The organism is Microscilla marina ATCC 23134, from assembly GCF_000169175.1.
Taxonomy (GTDB): domain Bacteria; phylum Bacteroidota; class Bacteroidia; order Cytophagales; family Microscillaceae; genus Microscilla; species Microscilla marina.
The window spans coordinates 56,489-74,782 of sequence record NZ_AAWS01000012.1; the positions used below are offsets into that span (position 1 = coordinate 56,489).

The window sequence follows — 18,294 nt, forward strand, 5'->3', positions numbered from 1 at the left end:
AGAAAATCAATTCAGGAGTCATCCATGTGAGATACTTCTGTACTATTCCAATTTATACTACACGTCTTTAATGTATTAATAATGAAAACATTTATTGTAAAATTGTGGGCAGCTACATTGCTGTCTTACCTCTTTGTTGCCATGCCTGCACAGGCACAAAACCAACGTCAAAACAATGAAAGTTGCTTGTATCAGCAGACAGCTACCCCAAACTCTAAGGCGTTTGAAGGAGCCCTTCAGCAGTATTTTCGTAGCCGAACCAATGAAGCCCATAGGGTAACCAAACAGCAAAAAGCGGCAGGAAATCCGAGGTATGTCATTCCGGTAGTTTTTCATATATATGGCACAGAATGGAAAGGAAACAGTGGAAAAGTATACCCTGTAAACGATGCCATTGTAAAAGAAGCTCTAGAAGCTGTCAATGCCAATTTTAAAGGAGGCAACGACCCTGTAAACCCTCGTTTTCAAAGTATTGAGGGTAGGATGGATGTAGAGTTTCGGTTGGCTCAAATTGACCCCAAAGGCAACACAACTACTGGTATTATTTACCATGAGTACCAAGAAGGTTTTGCCTTGAACGGTACCAGAGATAAGGACATTGCCCGTTATGCCTGGAACAACTTTAAGTACATGAATGTGCACATTCAATTGATTTTAAAATCGGGTAGTACTACCAATTCGGGTACTGCTTGGTTGCCATCTACAGGTATGTCTGAAGAAGGCACTGCCAGAGTAGTGTATAATGGTAAATATTTGTTGTATACTCCTCCTGCTTCCTCTTTAACTCATGAGTTTGGGCATTTTTTAGGATTAGAACACACTTTTAAAGGAGGATGTACCAGAGGAGAAGGCGATAAAGTAAGCGATACACCTGCCACCACGGGAGGAGAGGTATCGGGAGACTGTAGTGTGAATACTGACCTACAGAACTGCTTCAATGAATTTATCAATGTGCAAAATCACATGGACTATAACCCTTGCGAAGCCATGTTTACCCAAGGGCAGGTTACACGTATGGAAGGGTTTCTTGATTTGCATGAGGCAAGAAAAACACTGTGGGCAAACGACAATCTGATAGCTACTGGTACGGTTACCATGCCTGCAAATCGCAGGGTTGTTTTTACATATCAGCAAATTACCGACAGCGATCAGGATAAATACCTCAACTTGGTTGAGCATTTTGATAATGACGGCAAAATACTAAATAAAAGAAAAATCAAAGCTGAAGGAGTACAGTTTGCCAGATTGGGAGCATTGCAGCAGGGAGTGCACTACGCGGTAAGCGGGGTTCCAGCGGGTTTAACAGTCAATATCAATGTGATTGATCAAACAATGGCAGAAATTTCCTTGGCAGGAAAAGCAAATCAGCACAACAAAGCCAACTCGACCAATTTTACTGTGACTTTATTAAATCCAGCTATTATAGGAGGGGTTTCACAACTAACTCATGTTACAGGTACTTATACTATAGATTTTCTTGAGGCTTATGGCAGATACTATGAGGTGTTTTCTAAACACATAGAAATGGGGTACACTACTCCAAATAGACTGCCACAAAATAGCTCTTTTGAGTCATTTGCTATTGGGGGCAAGTTCAGTGTTTTATTAAGAAACTTTGATGGTGACCAAGTTACGTTGGATAATTATGAAACCAACCTGGAAGTATTGTGCAATACCAATACCAAACAAGTACGGGTTTTGTCAGAAAATACTACCATTTCGGCAACCTCAGCCGGTACTTGGCAAGGTCGGGCAGGCGTGACCGATCAGTTGCCCATTATTACAAGCCCTGGGTATACTGCCTGGCGAGGCAAAACCGCTTATGCAGCCATTCGTATTCCTACCATCAATAATTCTTATCTTTATGGTTGGCTGCTTTTGGAGGCATCAGCAGACGGTTCGTATGTAAAAGGAATTGCTTATGGATTGAGGGAGAAACCTGGAGCTTCTATGACAACTACTATCACCAAACCTATGGTGGTTTATTATAACGACAGGTTTGTAGAAGCTAAAACCAACGATGGAGCAATGGCAAACGACATTTTGGTAGAACTTAAGAATGCATCGTTTGCTAACAGGGGAGTATTGACGTCAGGTACTCATTATACTATTAAAAATGTACCTGCCGGGCTTATTTTTGAGGTAAACGTACTTGATTCTAAACGTGCCCGCTTGAAAATGAAGGGTAATTCTACCTATCAAGGGCATAGTGCCAACCAAGGCTGGGACTATCGGAACAATATTGAACTGGAGTTTTTGAATGCAGCTTTTACTTCTGGTAATGCGGCGACAATAATTGCCTCAAAATATACGCTTAATATGGAGTTTTTAGGGAAAAGCTTTATCAAAACATTAGAAAATGAGGTCATGGATTTAAATCAAGGGTCACCCAATTCAGCAAACTTTTCCTTATTAACCTCTCACCAGAGCCTTTCACGTGCACAAGTCACTTACCAATTGCAGCTTTATAAAACAGGACAATCGTCAGTGCCTGGTCTCAAGTTTATTTCCTGGCGAAAAGATGCCATCGCCAACGATAACTATGAACTAACTCCATTGGGTTATGGCATAAAAATAGGTCCAAGCAGTTCTTGGAAAAAAGGTAGACAGTATCATTTAGGCAGAGGACAACATATGATTGACTCTGATGTTTATCAGGCCTGGAGAGGAAAAAGACAATATATTGGCATTCGTTTTCAACGTTCGGGCAGAATGCACTATGGTTGGATAGAAATGAAGGTAAGTTCAGATGGAAAAGTATTACAGTTCTTATCTTGTGCAGTTTCAGCTATTCCTGATCAGTCTATTGTTGCAGGTACATTATTATCTGCCGATGACAGGGTGTATTGTACTGCTAAAGGAAATAATGGTCCAGAAGCCATTACCAAAGTTCAATTAGGAGCCATTAATAATTCTTCTGACCGAGGTGCAATTGGTTATCAGGACTATAGATACATTTCTACTACAGTTGCCAGAAACAGTAGTCATAACCTAAGAGTAGAAATAGAGGGGTATAGAGATGGTAGCGATGATGAAATGTATGCGTGGGTAGACTGGAATCAGGATGGTGATTTTGATGATAGTGGCGAAACTATAGCAATGAATAAAACTGGCAACCTGGTGGCAGTAGCTACGGTAACCATTCCTGCAAATGCAGTACTTGGCAGCACCAATATGAGGATCAAGGTATCTTACCGAAGCACAACTGCTTGTGGTAGTTTTAGTTATGGCGAAGTAGAAGACTATACACTAAATATAGCACTAGGTACTACTGCCAATACAAGGGCTGCTAACCGTGCAGAGGGCAACGACTTGGTGGTATTTGCTTATCCTAACCCAGTGAAAAAGGGAGGCACGCTATACCTGAAAGTAAACACAAATACGACTCAAAAGGGAGCTGTAAATATAAAAGTGATTGACTTACTGGGGAATGTCATAGATAGGGCAAACAGTAAAGAAGAGAAGAAGAATGAAAAGTTGATCAAAATCAATACGGCTAATTATAAAGCTGGAATATACCTATTGAGGACAACTTTGGGAGAGACTGTACATACTATGAGGTTTGTAGTGAAATGATACTCTGAGAGCAAAATTTGGAAACAAAAAAGAAGACCTTTGTATGTTCAAAGGTCTTCTTTTTTATATATCACTTTACTTGTGGCAGCATAACAATGTAATGCTTAGTGACATGTTCTAAAATAGGTGTTCGAAACCGTAGAACAAAGTCCAAACCCTACAAAGTTAATTGAGAAAAAAGCTTGGAGCTCGTCCTGTGATACAGTGAGCAACGCAATTAATTCGGTTATTTTTCAACAAAATATGGCAATAAGGCTTGAAGCCAAACCAGGCCATTATTGTTGAGGGTTTTATAAGTATTTTTCTCAGGGGCGAACACGTCGCTTAATTTAGGCAATTACTTAATTGTATAGCTGACCCCAAGCCCCACCATAGAAGCGCTGTTACGAAAACGGTCGTTGTCATCGTTGGCAGCTATAGGCTGACTGGTGGTATATTCTAAAAAATAATAACTAAAAGCGGCTTTGACTGCCAGGCGGTCGTTGAGTTTATAACGAACAAAAAACTCAGAATAAAGCGAGCCACGATCATTGGCTCCTACCAGCAAAATATTGGTAGAAGTGGGGCTGGCCAAATAAGCAGCAGTATTGCTGGTACCTGTACCTGGAGGTGCAAAAGCACTGCCTTGTTCTTCGCCAAAGCTAAACCCAATGGCATCGATGTTAAATCCCGCTTCTAGTTTTGAGGTAATGTTATATTGCAAAAATATGGCAAGGTTCAAAGAGTTAATTTGGGCATTGGCTACCGTCAAAGTCCCTTCTTTTTCTGCTTTTCCAGCAAATTCGGGAGGAGCACTGGTAAAGTTCTGGTCTGTACCAAAGTAAGAGCTCCAGCGAATACCATAACCAATACCTATTTTTCTTTTGGCTCCCAAAAAATGCATATTAGATAACCAGGCATGCCCGCCGTATTGTTGCGCACCAACACTTAAGCCCAAGTCGGCACTGAACCGCGATTTTGCCGGAGAGTCTTGAGCGTAAGTTAAACCACTGGCAATCAATACCAGTAAAAGAGTGGATAGGAGTCTGTTCATCATTTTATTAAAGGGTTTTTGAATGAAATAAAAAAACAGTCGTACAAACTTGAGCAATTTAATTTTTATAAACTGTCATCAAGCTTACTAAAGTCATTATTTTTTATAATTACCACCGTCAAAACACCAACCCAAAAGAGATAGTTCAAGTAATATTTTTCATTAACAATTTTTTGTGAATTAATCATCAGAGACTTTATGCAAAAAGCAACAACTTTGATGTAGTCAATTGTTGGTTTAGTAACGGTTGAAAAATAAAATATTCATTTCCTAAATAGAGAAGTTATTGTCCGTTACTTAAGGAGATTTTTTGAGTAAACAATAATTTTGCAAAGTGTTAATTACCAGTGGAATGTATAGTGAACATTTGGCAATGGTGTAGTGGCTTTCCATTTAGTCAATAGGCGTTTGGCAAGTGCTTAAATACTGTTTTTTTCCTTTGTTTACCAATAGCAATAAAGTACATATACCGTATATGTACCCCTATGCCTTTGTTTTATTTCTCGTTATCTAACCAATCTCATAGGTTTGTGGAATTACAAATCATATAAACAAAAAAACTTATGAGAATATTATTGTTATTGTGCTTCATGTGGGTGCATACCTTGACTTTATCAGCCCAATCTGACAAACTCACTTATCATCTAAAAAAAGGGCAGGTGTTTGATCTTTTGTTGTTGAGGCTGAAACCAGGTGTACAAGAAAAAACTAAAAATTACATTCAAACATTTATCCCCATAGGTAAAAAATTTGGTTACCACTCCCTAAAAGGGTTTCCTGTAAAAGAAAGCCCTACTCAGGGAAACTACCACCCCCAGAGCGTAATATTGGCTTATTGGGACAATCTTGCCCTTCGTAATAAGTTTTTGGCGCATGTAGAGGCAAACTACCCCGATTTTCACCAGAAGAGGAGAAACATTTGGTCTAGGTTTGACCTCACCTATTATGAATTAAAAAAAGACATATCTTTTGAGGTACATAAGAAAAAATACACGGTATTGACTGCTTATTGGCAAAAAGATACACAAGGGTTTCGTGAGTTTAAGCAAGCTTGGCGCAAAAAAGTGCGTCAGTCAAAAGGAGTGGTTAAGCTGGAACTTACTCAAGGAGTTTCGCCTTTTGGTTATGATTATAACCCTGATTATTTTACCATTACCCAGTGGGAAAGTAAAGCAGCGTTTGAGCAGTTTTATCGCGCCAATCTAAAAATGAACCATCAAGCCGTAAAACAAGTGCATCAGTTTAAAATTTTTTAATTTTATGAGTCAGAAGTAGGCATTGCGTACAGTGCCTACTTTGTTTATTGGTTTTAGAGCGCATGCAAAACTTTTTGAATCAATTGGTATATTTTGGCTACCTACAAAGCCTGTTTTTGATATTTATCTACCTTTTTTCGCCCACACGTAGAAAAACCCTGAACCAATATTTGATTGTTTTTGTGTTGGTGTTAACTGTAGGACTTACAGGGCGGGTGTTGTATATGTCAGAGGTTTTTGGCAAAAACTTCAAACTCATTACCATTTCCGAGTTTGCCATTTTGTTGTTTGGAGCTACCATATATTTGTTTACCCGATCGTCTTTGTTTGACAAACGCTTTAGTTATCGCGATTTGGTGCATTATATTCCAGGGGTGGTTTATATCATACTAATTACGGTGTTTTTTATCATACCTACCAAAGAAGCCTACATAGCCAAATATAAGAGTGGGCAACTACTTCAAATGTCTATTTGGTTTGCAGGGGTGGGTTTGTTGTTCAACATTACGTATTGGGTGCTTAGTTGCCGTTTGTTTTTTGCCTTTAAGAAAAAACTACAGAATGAGTTGAGCTATGTGGTCAAAACGCGGTTTTTCCTGACTTTTTTGATAGCCATAGGAGCCTGTTTATTGTGCTGGGTGGTGGTTTATTTGATGAGTATTTATGGGAATAAGTTTATTGCCCAAACCACTCGACAAGCCCTTTGGTTGAGCATTGCTCTCATTATTCTTTTGATTGCTTATTATGGTATGACAGCGCCCGACTTGTTTAGGTTGGCATCAGTAGTAAAAACCAAAAAATATGCACATTCTCGGTTGTCACAAAAAGACCTTGACCAGCTAAAATACAAGCTGGAACAATTAATGGAAAACAAGAAACCTTACCTCAACCGCAAACTGTTGAAGTCAGAGCTTGCCGGTTTGCTAGGGGTGAGCAATCCTGAAGTTGCCCGTTTGTTAAATGAACGAATCGGTATGACCTTTTTTGAGTATGTCAATTATTATCGTATCAAAGAATTTATCGCATTGGCTCAGACCGAAGAAGCACAAAAATTTACGATTTTTGGTATTGCACAAGAGGCAGGTTTCAACTCTAAAACTACCTTTAACAAATCCTTTAAGAAACTCATGGGAGCTTCTCCTTCCGAATATTTTGCCAAGAAATAATTTCATTCCTGATGGTTCACCACCCACTCATAAGCTTCCTCAAAAGTCTTGAAATTTTGAAAAACCCTTTGTATACCTCCTTCGCTGGCAGTAGTATCATGCTCCAGTTTTTTCTTCATTAAGTCTTTTGAGCTCATCTCGGCATAAAAACGTGCTGGAAGCACATTTGCGGTAATGCGTTGTCCTGGGTAGTCAAGTTTTTCGCCCAAAACAGGAAACAATTCTTTGCTGAGCCATTCGCTGGCTTTGAGGTCTACAAGTTCAATGGCCGATCCATCTATGAGCCATTTTAATGCTTTAAATTCTACTGCTTTGTCAATCGCCTTGTACCAAGCTTCCTGAGCAAACGCTAATTGTACCAGCCCCCTGGCTTCTACAATCAACAAGTTGAGTTCAGCAATATGGTACAGGTTATAATTTTTGTTTTGAAAAAAACAGTGATCAGGTGATTTTGTATAGCTCATAGTGAATGTTCTGATTTTTGATGCTACCCAAAAATTAGCAACAATCGTACAATCACTATTTTCTTTTGCTGTTTATTGTTTTCAATGAATAGCCTTTGCTTGCTACCAATTTTTTGGAACAAAAAAACCTCCTGAGAAACAACTCTCAGGAGGCGTAGTTTTTATAGCTTTTTGTCTAAGACAAAAGGGGGGCTTACATCATTCCACCCATTCCGCCCATGCCACCTGGCATTCCGGCAGGCATTCCGCCACCAGCAGCACCAGCTTCTTCTGGTTCGTCAGCAATTACTGCCTCAGTAGTAAGCAATAATCCAGAGATAGAAGCAGCATTTTCAAGTGCTAAACGAGTAACTTTAGTTGGGTCAATTACCCCAGCAGCTACCAAATCTTCAAATTTGCCGCTACGTGCATTGTAACCGAAAGAACCTTTGCCCTCACGTACTTTGTGTACAATTACACTACCTTCTAAACCAGCGTTAGAAACGATGGTACGTAAAGGAGACTCCAAAGCAGTGCGAATGATATTAACACCAGTCTCTTCGTCTTCGTTACTAAATTTAACAGTGTCCAAAGCATCAATCGCGCGGATCAAAGCAATACCACCACCAGCTACAGTACCTTCTTGTACCGCAGCACGGGTAGCGTGCAATGCATCATCTACACGGTCTTTCTTTTCTTTCATTTCTACTTCGGTAGCTGCACCAATGTATAAGATAGCTACACCACCAGATAATTTAGCCAAACGCTCTTGCAACTTTTCTTTGTCATAGTCAGAAGTAGTGTTTTCGATTTGAGATTTGATCTCGTTTACACGTCCTTCAATACGACCAGTCTCACCGTTACCATTTACAATAGTAGTATTGTCTTTGTCTACGATGATCTTTTCGCAAGTACCCAAGTGATCGATACCAGCGTTTTCTAGTTTGTAACCTTGCTCTTCAGAAATCACCGTACCACCAGTAAGGATAGCAATGTCTTGCAACATAGCCTTACGACGATCGCCAAAGCCAGGAGCTTTAACAGCAGCAATTTTCAAAGAACCACGAATTTTGTTTACTACCAAAGTAGCCAATGCTTCACCATCAACATCTTCAGCAATGATCAACAAAGGTCTGCCAGTTTGTGCAACAGCTTCCAAAACAGGCAATAATTCTTTCATGTTAGAAACTTTCTTCTCAGAGATCAAGATATAAGGAGTCTCTAAGTCAGCTTCCATTTTTTCAGTGTCGGTTACAAAGTAAGGAGAAAGGTAACCGCGGTCAAACTGCATACCCTCTACTACTTTTACCTCAGTCTCAGTACCTTTAGCTTCTTCAACAGTGATTACACCATCTTTACCAACTTTTTCCATCGCCTCGGCAATCATAGTACCGATGGTTTCGTCTTGGTTAGCCGAAATAGTAGCTACATTTTTTATATCATTGTCACCAATTGTGTTAGACTGTTTTTTCAAGTCAGCTACAATCGTGTCTACTGCTTTGTCAATACCACGTTTCAAATCCATTGGATTAGCACCAGCAGCAACGTTTTTGATACCCGCAGAGAAAATAGCTTGAGCCAATACAGTAGCAGTAGTAGTACCGTCACCAGCAGTGTCTGCTGTTTTAGAAGCTACTTCTTTTACCAATTGAGCCCCCATGTTCTCAATAGCGTCTTTCAAATCAATTTCTTTGGCAACGCTTACCCCATCTTTGGTAATGGAAGGAGCACCAAATTTTTTGTCGATGATTACATTTCTTCCTTTAGGACCCAAGGTTACTTTTACGGCATTTGCCAAAGTATCCAATCCTTTTTTTAATTTATCACGAGCGTCAGTATCAAAAAATATCTCTTTAGCCATAACTAAAAATGATTATTATATTCGTTTTGTAAAATAGTAAAGTTGATAGTTTGGCAGTAATGGTTACTGCCTAAATCTGGTTTGTCGAGAAAACCTAAACAATAGCAAAGATGTCAGCTTCACGCATGATCAAATACTCTTTGCCTTCAACGGTAATTTCTGTACCAGCATACTTACCATACAATACCTGGTCACCTGCTTGTACAGTCAAAGGTTCGTCCTTTTTACCGTTACCAACTGCTACAATTTTGCCTCTTTGAGGTTTTTCTTTAGCAGTATCAGGAATGATGATACCAGAAGCAGTTTTTTCTTCAGCTTCTGCAGGCTCTACAAGCACTCGGTCAGCTAACGGTTTAATATTCAAAGCCATTTTTTTATAATTTGAGTTTACTAAAAATATTGAAACAAAGGTATACTAAAAACTAATGGTTGACAGAGGCAAGGTAATGAGATATGCACACTCACCCTATCACCAAGATTAGTTTAGATACTGTTTTATCATTTCCTATGCCAATCGTTTTTTTGACAGTTTGAGTGGGTAATAGTCTGCCATTTTTACTGTTTTCTTACATGATGCAGCCAAACTATGACATTCGTGTATCCTCTGTAAATCCAGTGTTAATCAGAATATAATTCGTTAAAATGTTTATTTATTACATTTAAAAGTTGTGTTTATGCTTGTTGTTTATAATAATAAATTGTAAACGTTGTTTTTTATAAAACAACCGTCGGAGTTCAAGTACTGACAAAATTTACCAACAATAAATAAGATATATGAAAGCATTAGATAAAGACTGGCTAACTTCTCATTTGATCGACTTTGAGTACAAGAAGTATATTTTGTTAGCCTATCTAAAAGATATCAGACAACAATTTGACAGGGTGGCTTTATACCCTTATTTGTCAGACATGGTATTTCATTATAAAAACTTACTGGCAATTAAAGAAAACAAAGAAGTACTCTTTCAAAGTTTTCCTGAGACAGTGTCGAAAGCTGATTTTGAAACATTAAGTCTGCACTATAAAAAAATTGTAGAAAGCGATGAGATTATAGATGAATTGGAGGCGATTATAGAGTATGCTGCTCCTCAGTTTAAGACTATGTTGAGCGAAGGCAAAGATATTTTTGAATATATAGAGGAAAACATTGAAATTTTGCCAGTGGGCATTACACCATTACATTTTCAAGAAGGATATTTCTTTTTACAGCAACAAGGAAAAAAAGATACGCAGGTATATGAATATCAGGTCTCTATATTTGAAAGTGCCAACGAAAAATACCGGGGCATTCATACTTCTTTTGTTGAGAGCATTACCCGGGGCATTGGACGCACCTTTGAGAGCTTAAAGTTAGAGTTGATACGCAAGTACAAAAAACTGCCTAATCCGGCAACTTACCTCATCAACTCGCAAGTGGTTTGCCCGGTAAACGCTACTTTGTTGCCCGTGTCTAAGCGAATGCTCATGAAATACCTGGCAACAGTGCATTGAATGATCTAAATATTAAAGAATAGAACAGAGGCAGAAACAGGGGGATTTAGATAACCAGGTTTCTGCCTTTTTTGCTGAAGCAAAAAAGCGGGTGGGGTAATGTTGTTTCACGCACTCATTCATTGTTTGTGTAATAGACAACCAAACAACGTAACTTTGCCTGGCTTATGTATACAGGTTTTTTTAGCCCTAAGTAGCAGCAAGTAATTAGCTATAAATTATAAAAACAACTTGCTCATAATATGGTACACCTACTCATTAGGTATGTTGAATGCTGCCTTGGTACTTAATTTGTCTAACTTTATATTAGCTTAGGCTTATACGTTGGGCTTGATTATAAACTTACAATTGAACGTGTCAATCAGATAATTTTTGACAGTAAACTTTTCTACCTATTCCAATTATTTTTTCATCTCCCCTTTAAAGTTTCATCAGGCATGTCCTTAATTTTTGCGAACCAGTATGCTTGCAAACTAACCTCATGTTAATTAGAGCTTTGCTCAACTCCGCCGTATGGAGAGGCTAAAGCTAAAATAAAGACTTTGTTAAGGAAGCACATAGGGTTGAGCATCACTTTCGTGTATGACTTTTATACTGCTCGAATAGTTCGTTTATTCAGTCAAGGCTTAGTGCTACAAAATACCTGAAAAGTAAAGATTTTGTGTTGTTTAACTTCTACTTCTTCCTCAAAAGAATGATTTTATAAAACATGTACTGAAAAGACTCGAAAAGTTATCTTTGTTGAAATTTTTTTTTAGTAAGTTTAAAGTACCTACAAATCAATCAAATAAGTTGCTTATGGAGAGGTGTGTTTCAGTGATTAAAGATTATTTGATTTGGTAAGAGTAGCTCTGTTTAAGATACGAACAAGTCTAACGCTATTTTACTTATGAACAATGAATTTACCAGCCAGGTAAACCTTGCAATGATTGCATTTGCCAAGCAAGCATACTATGACTCAATAGTGGCATTGGCTATGGCGTATACCGATGAAAACTTGTGGAACCAAGCAGGAGAGTTTCAGGCTCCCTCAGAAAGCTTGAGCAATTCTCTGGAGATTATTACCCGCTTGGCTGAATTACCCGAAATCGAAGTACAGGATTTTGTGCATAGAATTATACAACAAATGCAAGAAGCACTAGAGATTACCCATCAAAATAGTACGGAGGCGTTTGAACAAGCCATATACAATACGCGACATTTGGTAGATGCCTTTTACCAAGGGTTGAGACTGCTCAAAGAGCAAGGAGTGCCTATAGGGGTAAATCAAGACCCTCATATCAAGTTGGGCTTTTTTCTCGAACAGGGTAAAATTAATGTCCACTTATATGGTAAAATATCCAGTAGCCCGCCAGGGTTAAACCCTACCGAGGCACAACAGCTCCAGGATGCATTTTTACAGACAATGGATGCTGGTTCCAACTATCAACAAATGATTAATCTGGCAGCACGTTTGTCTAATCAAGGGCAATACGAAGATAGCAATACACTCTTGGTAAAAATTATAGAGCAATATCCAGAAGAAAAAGCCAGCAGTTTGAACTTGATTGGCGCGAATTGGTTTTTTTTGGCAAACTATGAGCAAGCCATTGAGTATTATGTAAAAGCTCGTGATGCCGGAGAAAGCGAAGACATGATTGATTTTAATGTATGGGAGGCTTGCCGCGAATTGTACAAGAGTGCTGATACCCCTGAAGAAGCACTGCATTGGAAAAACTACTACAAACGATTATTCCCCCAAGGCAAACATAAATTTTAGAGATATAGCTGTACTTTTGTCTACCTATTGGAAAGACATTTTGTCATACTTTGCTAGTTTGGCAAACTTTTCAAGGTAGTTGCCTGTAGTAATTTTTGATTTTGTGAACTCAACAAATCCGGTCATTGCAATTTATATTTTAGCACAATCTAAATATTGGATTGATCAGCCAATAACAAATCTTATTTTGAGTTATATTCACAAATCTTGCAAACTACCAGATAAAACGAAGACAATTTCAACAAAACAATATGGCAGATAATCAAAAACATCTTACTCCAAGAGAAATCGTAGCCGAACTTGACAAATATATCATAGGACAAAATGACGCAAAAAAACAAGTAGCTATTGCTTTGCGTAACCGTTGGAGACGAATGAATAGTGCTGATGATATGCGGCAAGAAATAGTACCCAACAATATTTTGATGATTGGTGCTACTGGGGTAGGTAAAACCGAAATAGCCCGCCGTTTAGCTAAAATAGCTGATGCCCCCTTTACCAAAGTAGAAGCCTCTAAATTTACCGAAGTTGGATATGTAGGTCGTGATGTAGAAAGTATGGTACGCGACCTTGTAGAACAAGCCATTAATATGGTGAAGGCGTCTAAGCGCGAAACTGTACAAGAACGTGCCACAGAAATTGTAGAAGAAATTATATTAGATGCCCTTATTCCTCCAGTACGTGATGCCTCCGCTCAAAATTCGTTTACTGGTTTTACAATGGATGTCACCCCTGACGAAACCTCGTCAATGAGCAAGGATGATCAGGAGTTGAACGAAAAAACCCGTGACCGTTTCCGCGAGAAAATTCGGAATGGTGAAATGGATGAGCGAAAAATTGAAATCAATATTTCGCAAAATGGCATGGGCAACGTCGGAATGGTAGGACCAGGAATGGACGAAATGGCAATGATGAACATCCAGGAGATGATTAATGGAATGTTGCCCAAGAAAAGTAAAAAACGAAAGGTAACGATTGCCGAAGCACGTAAGATATTGTTGGAAGAAGAGGTAAACAAACTCATCGACATGGATGAGGTAAAAGAAGAAGCCTTAAAGAAAGCTGAAAACACCGGGATGATCTTTATAGATGAGATCGATAAAATTGCCCGTGGTTCAAGCGGAGGCAGTGGACCTGATGTAAGCCGTGAAGGTGTACAACGTGATTTGCTCCCTATAGTAGAAGGTAGTTCTATCAATACCAAATACGGAGTACTTAAGTCTGACCATATTTTATTCGTTGCAGCTGGGGCATTTCATGTGTCTAAACCCTCTGATTTGATCCCTGAATTGCAAGGACGTTTCCCAATCAGGGTAGAACTTAGTAGCTTGACCAAAGAAGACTTCTACCAAATTTTGAAAGAGCCGAAAAATGCTTTGACTAAGCAGTATGAGGCAATGTTACATGCCGAAGGAGTATCGCTTGCTTTTCAAGACGATGCTTTAGAGCAACTTGCTGAAATGGCTTACCAGATCAACCTTGAGGTAGAAAACATAGGTGCACGTCGCCTGCATACTGTCATGAGTCATCTGCTAAACGACTTCTTATTTGACGTACCCGATGTGATTGGACCCAATGCCAAGATTTTGGTTACCAAAGATATGGTACAAGAAAAACTTGCTGGCCTGGTACAGGATAAAGATTTGAGTCAGTTTATACTTTAAGCCATGAGCTGCTAGTTACAAGCTTATAGCTTTGGTAAAGTAAGCCTTGAGTGTTATTTTCAATGATAATACTCAAGGTTTTTTTATGCCCATAAAGAGCGAAAGTGTAAAAATGCCTGAACTTGAAGCTTGTTGCCTGTAGCTTATCGCTTGTCGCTAAAAAGAAAAATCTTAATTTTGCCACTCATAAGAATCAAAACATAGAATTTATGGCGACTACTTCAGATATTTCAAGAGGTGCATTTATCCGGTTAAATGGTGAGTTGGGCGTAGTGATGGAATACGAGCATGTAACTCCTAACAAAACCCGCGCTATGTACCATGTAAAATTACGCAATATCCGTACTGGCAAAATCATCGAACACCGTTATCGCTCAGGCGAAACCGTAGATATGGAGCGTGTAGAAACTAAAGAGCTTCAATATATTTATAAAGAAGGTGATGCTTTGGTATGTATGGATACCACTACTTATGAGCAAACAATGATTGATGGCTCGTTGGTAGGCGATACCCTTAAGTTTGTAAAAGAAGAGATGCTGATCAGCGTAGGCTTCGACTCTGACGAAAATCCTATTTTCGCTGAAGCACCTACCTTTGTTGAGTTGGAAATAACTTATACCGAACCTGGGCTTAAGGGCGATACGGCTACCAACACCCTAAAACCTGCGACTTTAGAAACAGGAGCCGAAATAAGAATACCTTTGTTTGTAGACACTGGCGAGATAGTAAGAATAGACACTCGTACCGGAGAGTATGTAGAACGGGTAAAAAAATAAATAAACAATTATCAAGTTCTGAATAACCCTGTGTAACCACTTGTTGCGCAGGGTTGTTGTTTTTAGGTGGTTTTGTGCCATTGCTTTACTATGACTGTAGCAAGGTAAAGCCTCACCTCAATGCCTGAAACCTACTTTTGAACCTTATCCATTGATTTTTGTTATATTTGTAAAATTTTTAGATCATAACTGACCTAAGCGGGTACACAAAGCGTTTAGGTTGAAATTATTGAATGCCATGTTTCCAAAGTATGATGTTATAGTAGTAGGAGGGGGGCACGCAGGGTGCGAAGCAGCTTCTGCTGCTGCCAATCTGGGTTCTAAAGTTTTGTTGATTACCATGGATATGAACAAGATCGCTCAAATGTCTTGTAACCCGGCCATGGGTGGCGTAGCTAAAGGACAGATTGTGAGAGAGATAGATGCATTGGGCGGTATGAGCGGCATTGTCACTGATAAAACAATGATTCAGTTTCGAATGTTGAACCGATCCAAAGGAGCTGCTATGTGGAGTCCACGTTGCCAAAGCGATAGAATGCGCTTTGCCGAAGAATGGAGAATTACCTTGGAGCAAAACCTCAATGTAGATTTTTGGCAAGACATGGTGGTGGGGATGGTCGTGAAAGACAACCAGGTAAGTGGGGTAGTGACTTCTATGGGGCTTGAGGTTTTAAGTAACTCAGTGATTCTCACCAGTGGCACTTTTATGAATGGCCTGATTCACATAGGAGAAAAACAATTTGGAGGAGGCAGAGCAGGCGAACGAGCTTCTAAAGGGATTACCGAACAGTTGGTGCAGTTGGGTTTCGAGGCAGGAAGAATGAAAACCGGAACCCCTCCACGTGTTGATGCCCGCTCGATCAACTATGAGGTAATGGAAGAACAAGCCGGAGATGTAGATCCTGGTAAGTTTTCTTATACTGATACTCCCAAACTCAAAGAGCAACGGAGTTGTCATATTACTTATACCAACAAAAAAGTACACGCCATACTAGAGAAAGGCTTTGACAAGTCTCCTATGTTTGCGGGGCGTATCAAAGGCATAGGTCCTCGTTATTGTCCCTCTATCGAAGATAAAATCAATCGTTTTGCCGAGCGTGAACGTCATCAAATATTTGTAGAGCCCGAAGGCTGGAATACAGTAGAAGTATATGTCAATGGTTTTTCTACTTCGTTGCCCGAAGAGGTGCAGTATGAAGCCTTACACAGTATTGTAGGCTTCGAAAATGCCAAAATGTTTCGCCCTGGATACGCCATAGAGTATGATTATTTTCCGCCTACCCAATTGAAAATGACGCTTGAGACCAAACTGGTTGAAAACTTATTTTTTGCTGGGCAAATCAACGGAACCACTGGCTACGAAGAGGCGGCTTGTCAGGGAATGATGGCAGGAATCAATGCTCATTTAAAGGTAAAAGAAGAAAACCCATTTATTTTGAGTCGTTCTGAAGCATACATTGGAGTATTGATAGATGATTTGATCAATAAGGGCACAGATGAGCCCTACCGCATGTTTACTTCAAGGGCTGAATACCGTATTTTGTTGCGTCAGGACAATGCTGACCTGCGATTGACTGAAAAGTCTTACAAACTAGGGCTTGCCTCAGAAAAGCGTATGCAACGCGTGCGGGAAAAAAGAGGGCAAATCAAACAAATGTCTGAAGAGTTGGCAAAGATCAAATACAAACCCAACGAGATTAACAACCACTTAGAAACCTTGGGTACTGCCTCTATCAAAGAAAAATCGGCTTTGATCAACCTGGTAAAGCGACCTGAAGTAAGTTTCGAAAAGCTAAGGAGTTTGGAAGGAAGCGTTGCAGAGTTTTTAAACCAGTTTGATCACGAAGTAGTAGAGCAAGTAGAGATTTTGACCAAATATGCTTCTTATATTGACAAAGAAGAAAAAATGGCGCAAAAGCTGTATGAACTGGAAGGTTTTCGGATTCCTGTAAGCTTTGATTATGACAACCTCAAAGCCATTTCGTCTGAAGGACGTGAAAAACTCAAAACTATTCGCCCTGACACTATAGGGCAGGCTTCACGCATTAGTGGCGTATCACCATCAGACATTTCTATTTTAATGGTGTACCTGGGGCGTTAGTTCAGAAATATACATAAACAAAAAGCGGAGGTATCACCTCCGCTTTTTTGTAAACCAATGTAAGGCATTACGATACAGTAATAATATCCCTTTTGCCTGTTTATAAGGAAAACAGTTGAGTTGAAGATCAAGACAACTGTTTAAATAATCTATTATTGATATAGTTGGCTTTTGTGTTCCTAGTACAACGGGAACTAAATTACTAATGATTTATTCAGCGACTTTTGCCCTCTTACTTCATCGCCAAAAAGTTAGATAGCTATGGCTATCCGCCATTTTAACGATTCGTTAGAGAACAAAACCGAGCTTTTCGCGAGCTCAACGAAGTTAATTCATCCAAATTAATTCATTATTTACTTAATCCCCATTGTACTAGCTGGTCGGAGAATAATTGCTATTGGATTCAAAAACTCAATAAAAGGTTAAGTAAATGTTTGTTTTCATTGTCGCTGATACCAGCGAACAAGTGTAAGTATGATATTTAGGTATTGTAGAATTACTTTAGGTTTTTACTTCCGTCAGCCTGGTACATATACCTGAAAGTATAAGTGGCCGATTGATCTTTGAAAGCATCAGGCGTAGCCGGAGCATCTTTATAGTAGCTTAGTATCTCTACTTTGGCATATTTGCCATCAAAGGTTTTCACCATAATTACCTTACCAGCAATGGGAGTAATCAAGTGCGAAGGAGGTCCGGCATAATTGTACCATCCATTGTTGCTTCCGGCAGGCACTGCCAGGCGCTCGTTACTATCCTGACGAAACTCCTCGCTTGCTGGCGCTGTAGTGAGCTCTTCAAACACCCCTGTTTTGATTACTGCACCTGCTTGCCCACTCCCGCTAATTCCACTATTAAATATGATACTGGAGCCCTTAAAACCAATGTCCCAGTTTTCGTCTTTGCTTACAGTACTACCTTTTTCAAGGCTAAAATATACATAAGGGTTTTCCTGAATCACCTTGCCCGTAGTGCGGTCAATCACATCGCCAGGAGCTGCCAGGTTCTGATATGTTTTGGTTTCTAAAGGAGGAGTTACAGTTTCAGAGGCTTCTTTCTTGCAAGCGGTGCAAGTCAGCAGAACTCCTGCCACCATCAGAAAAATAAAGCTAAATCTAGTCATTGTTTCTACACTATTTGTTATTAAAAATTGATTCTAATCTAAGACACT

General features: G+C 39.4%; 13 protein-coding genes. 8 read left to right on the forward strand and 5 right to left on the reverse strand.

The features are described from left to right. Positions 1–81: 81 nt before the first annotated feature. Positions 82–3,576 (forward strand): M43 family zinc metalloprotease, encoded by a 3,495-nt coding sequence (locus M23134_RS38045; protein WP_002696688.1) that lies wholly within the window; start codon positions 82–84, stop codon positions 3,574–3,576. Positions 3,577–3,913: 337 nt separating this feature from the next. On the opposite strand, the gene M23134_RS12820 is transcribed toward M23134_RS38045, so the two are convergent. Next, a complete protein-coding gene (locus M23134_RS12820; protein WP_157558467.1) occupies positions 3,914–4,612 on the reverse strand; it encodes a hypothetical protein in 699 nt (232 codons plus the stop codon). A 560-nt stretch (positions 4,613–5,172) separates the two neighbouring features. Here M23134_RS12820 and M23134_RS12825 point away from each other — a divergent pair. Together M23134_RS12825 and M23134_RS12830 are read left to right on the forward strand one after the other, a co-directional pair. Then, on the forward strand, positions 5,173–5,865 hold the full coding sequence (locus M23134_RS12825; RefSeq protein WP_157558468.1) for an antibiotic biosynthesis monooxygenase family protein: 693 nt from the start codon (positions 5,173–5,175) through the stop codon (positions 5,863–5,865). A gap of 62 nt (positions 5,866–5,927) precedes the next feature. Further along, complete coding sequence (locus M23134_RS12830) at positions 5,928–7,031, forward strand: helix-turn-helix domain-containing protein (RefSeq protein WP_002696693.1); 1,104 nt, start codon at positions 5,928–5,930, stop codon at positions 7,029–7,031. A gap of 2 nt (positions 7,032–7,033) precedes the next feature. Here M23134_RS12830 and M23134_RS12835 read toward each other — a convergent pair whose 3' ends face one another. The 3 genes from M23134_RS12835 to M23134_RS12845 all read right to left on the reverse strand — a co-directional run bounded on the left by M23134_RS12835 (position 7,034) and on the right by M23134_RS12845 (position 9,705). After that, positions 7,034–7,495: a hypothetical protein gene (locus M23134_RS12835; RefSeq protein WP_002696695.1), complete on the reverse strand. Its 462-nt coding sequence runs from the start codon at positions 7,493–7,495 to the stop codon at positions 7,034–7,036. Between the two features lie 193 nt (positions 7,496–7,688). Then, on the reverse strand, positions 7,689–9,335 hold the full coding sequence (gene groL / locus M23134_RS12840; protein WP_002696697.1) for a chaperonin GroEL: 1,647 nt from the start codon (positions 9,333–9,335) through the stop codon (positions 7,689–7,691). A 94-nt stretch (positions 9,336–9,429) separates the two neighbouring features. Continuing rightward, positions 9,430–9,705, reverse strand: a complete 276-nt coding sequence (locus tag M23134_RS12845; RefSeq protein WP_045113505.1) for a co-chaperone GroES — start codon at positions 9,703–9,705, stop codon at positions 9,430–9,432. 404 nt (positions 9,706–10,109) lie between these two features. Here M23134_RS12845 and M23134_RS12850 point away from each other — a divergent pair, with 404 nt between their 5' ends. The 5 genes from M23134_RS12850 to mnmG all read left to right on the forward strand — a co-directional run bounded on the left by M23134_RS12850 (position 10,110) and on the right by mnmG (position 17,126). Further along, complete coding sequence (locus M23134_RS12850; RefSeq protein WP_002696699.1) at positions 10,110–10,826, forward strand: hypothetical protein; 717 nt, start codon at positions 10,110–10,112, stop codon at positions 10,824–10,826. A gap of 889 nt (positions 10,827–11,715) precedes the next feature. Then, the gene (locus M23134_RS12855) at positions 11,716–12,585 is read left to right on the forward strand and encodes a hypothetical protein (RefSeq protein ID WP_002696700.1); all 870 of its coding nucleotides are present in this window, start codon (positions 11,716–11,718) and stop codon (positions 12,583–12,585) included. A gap of 251 nt (positions 12,586–12,836) precedes the next feature. Then, positions 12,837–14,249 carry an ATP-dependent protease ATPase subunit HslU gene (hslU, locus tag M23134_RS12860; RefSeq protein ID WP_002696701.1) on the forward strand — a complete coding sequence of 471 codons (1,413 nt, stop codon included), beginning with the start codon at positions 12,837–12,839 and terminating at the stop codon, positions 14,247–14,249. A gap of 209 nt (positions 14,250–14,458) precedes the next feature. After that, positions 14,459–15,025 (forward strand): elongation factor P, encoded by a 567-nt coding sequence (efp, locus tag M23134_RS12865; RefSeq protein WP_002696702.1) that lies wholly within the window; start codon positions 14,459–14,461, stop codon positions 15,023–15,025. Positions 15,026–15,263: 238 nt separating this feature from the next. Then, positions 15,264–17,126, forward strand: a complete 1,863-nt coding sequence (gene mnmG / locus M23134_RS12870) for a tRNA uridine-5-carboxymethylaminomethyl(34) synthesis enzyme MnmG (RefSeq protein ID WP_002696703.1) — start codon at positions 15,264–15,266, stop codon at positions 17,124–17,126. A gap of 496 nt (positions 17,127–17,622) precedes the next feature. On the opposite strand, the gene M23134_RS12875 is transcribed toward mnmG, so the two are convergent. After that, positions 17,623–18,246: an HmuY family protein gene (locus M23134_RS12875; RefSeq protein ID WP_045113506.1), complete on the reverse strand. Its 624-nt coding sequence runs from the start codon at positions 18,244–18,246 to the stop codon at positions 17,623–17,625. Positions 18,247–18,294 lie beyond the last annotated feature (48 nt).